This window comes from Sphingomonas sp. RS2018 (genome assembly GCF_054489605.1).
Window position 1 is genome coordinate 2,501 of sequence record NZ_JBTMWL010000009.1, and the last position, 2,500, is coordinate 5,000.

A 2,500-nucleotide genomic window follows, 5' to 3' on the forward strand; every position below is an offset into this window, starting at 1 on the left:
GACATTGTGAATGGGTTTTTCAAATCGATGCCGTGACGGCGTCGGTTTCGGCATGGGTTCGAGCTTCGGTTCGGATCGATACGGAGCCGGTGTCGATCATAAACAAGGCTGAGATAATCAACCACACCGTACCGGGCAGCGTTTGCCGAGTTGTATTGCGTCCGACCTTTTACAGGTTCTTCGCGATGCTCAGCGCTGTCGTTGGTGGTGTGGACTCTCAAGCGTGAGGTAAGGGCAATTCGTGGATGCCTTGGCATGTACAGGCGATGAAGGACGTGGCACGCTGCGATAAGCACAGGGGAGTTGTGAGCAAACTTTGATCCTGTGATTTCCGAATGGGGAAACCCACTTTCACCGATTAATCCGTGTGTTGAGCGATCAGCATGTGAGTTAATTGGGGAAGGTATCACCGAAGTGAATAAAATAGCTTTGGTGAAGCGAACCCGGCGAACTGAAACATCTCAGTAGCTGGAGGAAAAGACATCAACCGAGATTCCGTTAGTAGTGGCGAGCGAACGCGGACCAGGCCAGTGCCTTCAATTCAAGTAGCAGAACACTCTGGAAAGTGTGACCATAGCGGGTGACAGTCCCGTATGCGAAACTGATGTTGAAGGACTTGAGTAGGGCGGGACACGTGTAATCCTGTCTGAACATAGGGGGACCACCCTCTAAGCCTAAATACTCGTACATGACCGATAGCGAACTAGTACCGTGAGGGAAAGGTGAAAAGCACCCCGATGAGGGGAGTGAAACAGTACCTGAAACGGATTGCCTACAAGCAGTGGGAGGGGTTTTATGCCCTGACCGCGTACCTCTTGCATAATGGGTCTGTGACTTAATGTACCAAGCAAGCTTAAGCCGTTAGGTGTAGGCGAAGCGAAAGCGAGTCTGAATAGGGCGACAGAGTTTGGTGTATTAGACCCGAAACCCGGCGATCTAGGCATGACCAGGATGAAGGTGCGGTAACACGCACTGGAGGTCCGAACCGATTAACGTTGAAAAGTTACCGGATGAGTTGTGTTTAGGGGTGAAAGGCCAATCAAGCCGGGAAATAGCTGGTTCTCCGCGAAATCTATTGAGGTAGAGCCTCGGACGAACACCCTAGGGGGTAGAGCACTGGATGGGCTAGGGCTGCGCGAGCGGTACCAAACCTAACCAAACTCCGAATACCTAGGAGTGATATCCGGGAGACAGACGGCGGGTGCTAAGGTCCGTCGTCAAAAGGGAAACAGCCCTGACCTACAGCTAAGGTCCCCAAGTCACGTCTAAGTGGGAAAGCATGTGGGAATCCCAAAACAACCAGGAGGTTGGCTTAGAAGCAGCCATCCTTTAAAGAAAGCGTAACAGCTCACTGGTCTAAATAAGGGTTCCTGCGGCGAAGATGTAACGGGGCTCAAGACGTGCACCGAAGCTTAGGGTGTGTACGCAAGTACACGCGGTAGCGGAGCGTTCCGTAAGCCTGTGAAGCCGAAGGGTAACCGACGGTGGAGGTATCGGAAGTGCGAATGCAGACATGAGTAGCGATAAAAAGGGTGAGATGCCCTTTCGCCGAAAGACCAAGGGTTCCTGCGCAAGGCTAATCCGCGCAGGGTGAGCCGGCCCCTAAGACGAGCCCGAAGGGGGTAGTCGATGGGAACCACGTTAATATTCGTGGGCCTGGTGGTGTGTGACGGATGGTGTGTGTTGTACGTCCTTATCGGATTGGACGTGCTTCGAAACTGTCCCGGGAAATAGCCCCACCGTATAGACCGTACCCGAAACCGACACAGGTGGTCAGGTAGAGTATACCAAGGCGCTTGAGAGAAGTGTCCTGAAGGAACTCGGCAAATTGCCTCCGTACCTTCGGAAGAAGGAGGCCCCATCTAGGCGCAAGCTCTGATGGGGGGCACAGGCCAGGGGGTAGCGACTGTTTAGCAAAAACACAGGGCTCTGCTAAGTCGGCTTCAAGACGACGTATAGGGTCTGACGCCTGCCCGGTGCCTGAAGGTTAAGTGGAGGGGTGCAAGCTCCGAAATGAAGCCCAGGTAAACGGCGGCCGTAACTATAACGGTCCTAAGGTAGCGAAATTCCTTGTCGGGTAAGTTCCGACCTGCACGAATGGCGTAACGACTTCCCCACTGTCTCCAGGACATGCTCAGCGAAATTGAATTCTCCGTGAAGATGCGGAGTACCCGCGGTTAGACGGAAAGACCCCGTGCACCTTTACTGCAGCTTCAGAGTGGCATTAGGAAAGAACTGTGTAGCATAGGTGGGAGGCTTTGAAGCGTTGGCGCCAGCTGACGTGGAGCCATAGGTGAAATACCACCCTGTTGTTTTCTGATGTCTAACCTCGATCCATGAAACTGGATCAGGGACCCTCTGTGGCGGGTAGTTTGACTGGGGCGGTCGCCTCCTAAAGAGTAACGGAGGCGCGCGAAGGTTGGCTCAGGCCGGTTGGAAACCGGCTGTTAGAGTGCAATGGCATAAGCCAGCCTGACTGCGAGACTGACAAGTCGAGCAG

At 53.6% G+C, this 2,500-nt stretch carries 1 rRNA gene (only partly in view); it reads left to right on the forward strand.

Annotated elements, in window-relative coordinates:
• The first annotated feature begins 218 nt into the window (after positions 1-218).
• Positions 219-2,500 (forward strand): 23S ribosomal RNA (locus ACX40P_RS15055) (it continues 512 nt past the right edge of the window).